This window comes from Actinomadura darangshiensis, assembly GCF_004349235.1.
Lineage (GTDB): Bacteria > Actinomycetota > Actinomycetes > Streptosporangiales > Streptosporangiaceae > Spirillospora > Spirillospora darangshiensis.
This window is the reverse complement of the sequence record NZ_SMKY01000477.1, coordinates 1-4,363: the sequence shown is the minus strand read 5'-3', so window position 1 is coordinate 4,363 and position 4,363 is coordinate 1. Positions and strand designations below refer to the sequence as shown.

Sequence of the window (4,363 nt, the reverse complement as noted above, 5' to 3'; positions counted from 1 at the left end):
GGCGGGGACGGGTACGTGGTCGTCCTCACCGACCGCGACACCGAGGACTGGACGCGTCCCGGCACCGAGAAGATCGTCGAGAGGGCGCTGGCGGCGGACGGCCGGGGCGAGGGCGCCGTCGTCATGCTGCACGACTCGGGCGGCGACCGGTCCGAGACCGTGGCGGCCGTCGAGCGGATCCTCGACCGGCTCCAGCCGCGGGGCTACCGCTTCACCACGCTCACGCAGGCGCTGGGCATGCCGTCGGCGGAGGTCGCGGTGCCCGTGCACGAGCGCGCCGTCGGCTGGACGCTGGTCACCGCCCAGCGGGCCGCGTCCGCGCTCACCGGCACGATGGGCGTGCTGTTCGCGATCGCCGGGATCCTGTACGTGCTGAGGCTCGTGCTCCTGCTGCTCTTCGCGCACATCCACATGCGGCGGGTGCGGCGGCCGCGTCCGCCGGTCATGCCCGAGATGGTCGAGTACGGGGAGATGCCGCCCGATCCGTTCCCGCCGGTCTCCGTGATCGTCCCCGCGTACAACGAGGAGGCCGGCATCTCGGCGACCGTCGTGTCGCTCGTGGACACCGACTATCCGGGCACCGTCGAAGTGATCGTCGTGGACGACGGCTCGACCGACGGCACGCCCGCGATCGTCGACTCGATCGGCCTGCCGGGCGTCCACCTGATCCGGAAGCCGAACGGCGGCAAACCCAGCGCGCTCAACGCGGGCCTGTACGTCACCCAAGCCGGGATCATCGTCCTCGTGGACGGCGACACCGTCTTCCAGCGCGACACCCTCCGGCACCTCCTCGCCCCCTTCGCGGACCCGGAGGTAGGCGCGGTCAGCGGCAACACCAAGGTCGCCAACAGGGGCGGCATCCTCGGGCGCTGGCAGCACATCGAGTACGTCATCGGATTCAACCTCGACCGGCGGATGTTCGACGTCCTGCAATGCATGCCGACCGTCCCGGGTGCGATCGGCGCGTTCCGGAGGTCGGCCCTAGCCGAAGTGGGAGGCGTCCCATGCGACACCCTGGCCGAGGACACCGACCTCACGATGGCCATATGCCGCACAGGGATGCGCGTCGTCTACGAGGAGAAGGCCCTCGCCTGGACGGAGACGCCCTCCTCGCTGCGCCAGCTCTGGAGGCAGCGCTACCGCTGGTGCTACGGGACGATGCAGGCGATGTGGAAGCACCGCCGCTCCGTCATCGAAAGCGGCGGCTCCGGACGCTTCGGACGCCGCTGCCTGCCCTACCTCACCGTGTTCCAGGTGCTGCTCCCACTGTTCGCACCGGCCATCGACCTGTTCGCACTGTTCGGCCTGGTCTTCCTAGACCCCGCCGTGCCCGCCGTCACGTGGACGCTCTTCGTCGCCGCGCAGGCCGCCGCCGGTGCCTACGCCCTATGGCTGGACGGTGAGAGCGTCCGTCCACTCTGGACGTTGCCGCTGCAGCAGTTCGTCTACCGGCAGCTCATGTATCTGGTGGTCGTCCAGTCGGTGGTCACGGCGCTGATGGGGGCCCGCCTGGGCTGGTCCACCATCCGCCGCACGGGAACCTTCGCCGATCCCGGGGGCCGGGAACAATCCCGGGGGCCCATCGGTTACACATGACAGCCGGTGTGCCTGGTGTCCCCGGGCCTCACCTTTTGCCTTCACGGAATACCGTCCGGCTGGAGCCGTGTTGTGCCTTTCGCCGAGAGGCGACCCACACACCGGTGCAGACCAGCGCCCCGCCGGGTCTCCCGGCGGGGTCTGGTCGTTTTACGGGCAGACTTGCGGCCATGAGTCTCGCCGCGCACCTGGAAACCCTCGGCCGTCCCCTGGTCGACGAACAGCTCAAGCACCCCACCGTGCAGGGCATCGCCCAAGGTGACCTGAACGAATCGGTATTCCGCTCCTTGCTTGAGCAGGACTACCTCTTCCTGCACGACTACGTGCGCGTCTTCTCCCGTCTGGCATGGCAGGCTCCCGACGCCCATCTGGGCGACCTCGTCGACCTGGCCCACGCCACCTTCCACGACGAGCTGGAGCTGCATCGATCCCTCTCGTCCGACTTCGGCGCGGACCTGGAGGGCGCGAAGAAGGGCCCGGCCTGCGCCGCCTACACGTCCTTCCTCCTGGACAGCGCCGCCGTCTACGCGGACGGCCTCGCCGCCCTCTACCCCTGCATGTGGGGCTACTCGACCCTCGGCCGCATCCTCGCCGAGAACCCGCCGTCCGACCCCCGCTACCGCCGCTGGGTCGACACCTACGCCGACCCGGCCTTCGCCGCCCTGTCCACGCGCATGGCCCAGATGATCGACGAGTCCGACGCCGCCCCGGCGATCGCCGAACGCCTCTTCCTGGAAGGCATGCACCACGAGCAAGCCTTCTGGACCGTCCCGTCCTAGCCCTCGCACGCCCGCGGCACTGCTTCCTGCTTCACCAACGGGGCTCGGCCCAGCCTTTGCGGTTAGGCGGACGTGGCTGCCGGGTAGTCGGTGTAGCCCTTTGCGCTGCCTCCGTAGGTGAGGTTCTCGATGCGGCTGGTCAAGGGGGCGGACGTTGCGAAGCGGGCGGGCAGGTCGGGGTTGGAGATGAACAGGCGGCCGTAGGAGAAGAGGTCGGCCAGGCCCTCGGCGACGACCTGCTCGCCGGCTCGTTGGGAGGTCGGTTCGGCGGCGTCGAAGTTGCCGATCAGAGTGCCCGGCCAGCGGGGGCGCAGGTCGGCGAGGGCGCCGTAGGTGCCGCGCTCGATGACGTGCAGGTAGGCGAGGTCGTACCGGGCCAGGGCGTTGACGAGTGCGCGGTAGGTGTCCTGGGGGTCGTGCTCGACCATCTCGTTGTTGAGGCCGTCGGGGGAGATGCGGAAGGCCACGCGTTCGGGGCCGATCGCGTCCGTGACGGCGTCGACGACGTCCAGGGCGAAGCGGAGGCGGCCGTTGCGGGAACCGCCGTAGCGGTCGGTGCGCAGGTTGGTGTTGTCGGCGAAGAACTGCTGGACGAGGTAGCCGTTCGCGCCGTGGATCTCCACCCCGTCGAACCCGGCGCGCATCGCGTTGCGGGCCGCGGCGGCGAAGCGGGCGACGGTCTCCTCCACCTCGGCGGTCGTCAGCGCGCGCGGCGTCACATGGTCGACGTGGCCCTGCGCGGTCAGGATCGTCCCGGACGTGACCCGGACCGGTGACGGGGCGACGGGCGTCGCACCGTCCAGCACGAACGGGTGGGAGAGGCGGCCCACGTGCCAGAGTTGCGCGAACATCGTCCCACCCGCGGCGTGGACGGCGTCGGTGACCTCGCGCCATCCCGCGACATGGGCGTCGGCGGCGATGCCGGGGATGCCGGGGCCGCCCTTGCCGAGCGCGTCCGGCCACAGGCCCTCGCTGACGATCAGCCCGGCCGTCGCGCGCTGCGTGTAGTACTCCCTGGTCAGCGGGTGGGGGACGGCGGTTGCGTCGTCCGCCCTCCCGCGCGTCATCGGTGCCATCGCGATCCGGTTGGGCAGCTTCAGGTGCGGGCCCTCGTAGGGCCTCAGCAGCGGGCTGGTCATGATCGTTCCTTTCGCGGTGCTCAGCGGGCGAGGGCGGTCGCTTCGACTTCGATGCGCCAGTCGGGCTGGGCGAGGGAGGAGACCTCCAGGAGCGTGTCGGCCGGGTACGGCTCGCTGAGGAACTCGCCGCGGAGCCGGATCACGTCGTCGAGGTCGGCCGCCATGTCCCGGACGAAGATCCCGATCTTCACGACGTCGTCGAGGTCGGCGCCCGCCTCCGCGAGCACGCGCTGGACGTTCCGGAACGCCTGCCGGCCCTGTTCGAGGAAGCCGCCGGGCACCGTCTTCCCGTGCTCGTCGAACCCCGCCTGGCCGGACACGTGGATGAACCCGCCGGCGCGAACGGCCTGGGAGATCCGGTACGGCTCGTACCAGTCGGGGGAGGTGGCGATGCGCTCGATCATGAACCCGCTCCTAGGTGTTTGCATGTACCTGCATGTATTGTATGTACATGCAGATACTCCATCGCGGGTAAGGTGACTGTCAAGCGAAGGCGGGTGCGGGTATGGGCGTTGACGGCGACACCACGATCACTGCGGACGGCCTGCTCTGGGACGGCATCGTCACCCTGCACGGACGCGTGGAGAACCTGCTGGCCAAAGCGCTGCAGCGGCGGCACGGCATCGGCCTGTCGGAGTATCGCGCGCTGTGCCGGCTGTCCCGCGCCGACGACGGCGAGCTGCGCATGCAGGTGCTCGCCGACCTCATCGGCCTCAACCAGAGCTCGGTCAGCCGGCTCGCCGTCCGGCTGGAGACCGCCGGCCTCACCTACCGCGACAGCTGCCCCAAGGACCGCCGCGGCGTCTACATCTGTCTCTTATAGACATCTTACTGTTCGTACTACGATTC

The 4,363-nt window shown here is 69.8% G+C and carries 5 protein-coding genes; 3 read left to right on the top strand and 2 right to left on the bottom strand.

Annotated features, from left to right (window positions below; translation table 11 throughout):
- A partial coding sequence (locus E1293_RS44950; protein ID WP_132205955.1) for a bifunctional polysaccharide deacetylase/glycosyltransferase family 2 protein occupies nt 1-1,596 on the top strand: 1,596 nt, incomplete at its 5' end.
- 170 nt (nt 1,597-1,766) lie between these two features.
- Nucleotides 1,767-2,375: a TenA family protein gene (locus tag E1293_RS44945; protein ID WP_132205953.1), complete on the top strand. Its 609-nt coding sequence runs from the start codon at nt 1,767-1,769 to the stop codon at nt 2,373-2,375.
- Between the two features lie 62 nt (nt 2,376-2,437).
- On the opposite strand, the gene E1293_RS44940 is transcribed toward E1293_RS44945, so the two are convergent.
- Complete coding sequence (locus E1293_RS44940) at nt 2,438-3,514, bottom strand: alkene reductase (protein ID WP_132205951.1); 1,077 nt, start codon at nt 3,512-3,514, stop codon at nt 2,438-2,440.
- A 20-nt stretch (nt 3,515-3,534) separates the two neighbouring features.
- Nucleotides 3,535-3,918 carry a RidA family protein gene (locus tag E1293_RS44935; protein WP_243717510.1) on the bottom strand — a complete coding sequence of 128 codons (384 nt, stop codon included), beginning with the start codon at nt 3,916-3,918 and terminating at the stop codon, nt 3,535-3,537.
- A gap of 101 nt (nt 3,919-4,019) precedes the next feature.
- Here E1293_RS44935 and E1293_RS44930 point away from each other — a divergent pair, with 101 nt between their 5' ends.
- Nucleotides 4,020-4,337, top strand: a complete 318-nt coding sequence (locus E1293_RS44930; RefSeq protein WP_132205947.1) for a MarR family winged helix-turn-helix transcriptional regulator — start codon at nt 4,020-4,022, stop codon at nt 4,335-4,337.
- Nucleotides 4,338-4,363: the final 26 nt, after the last annotated feature.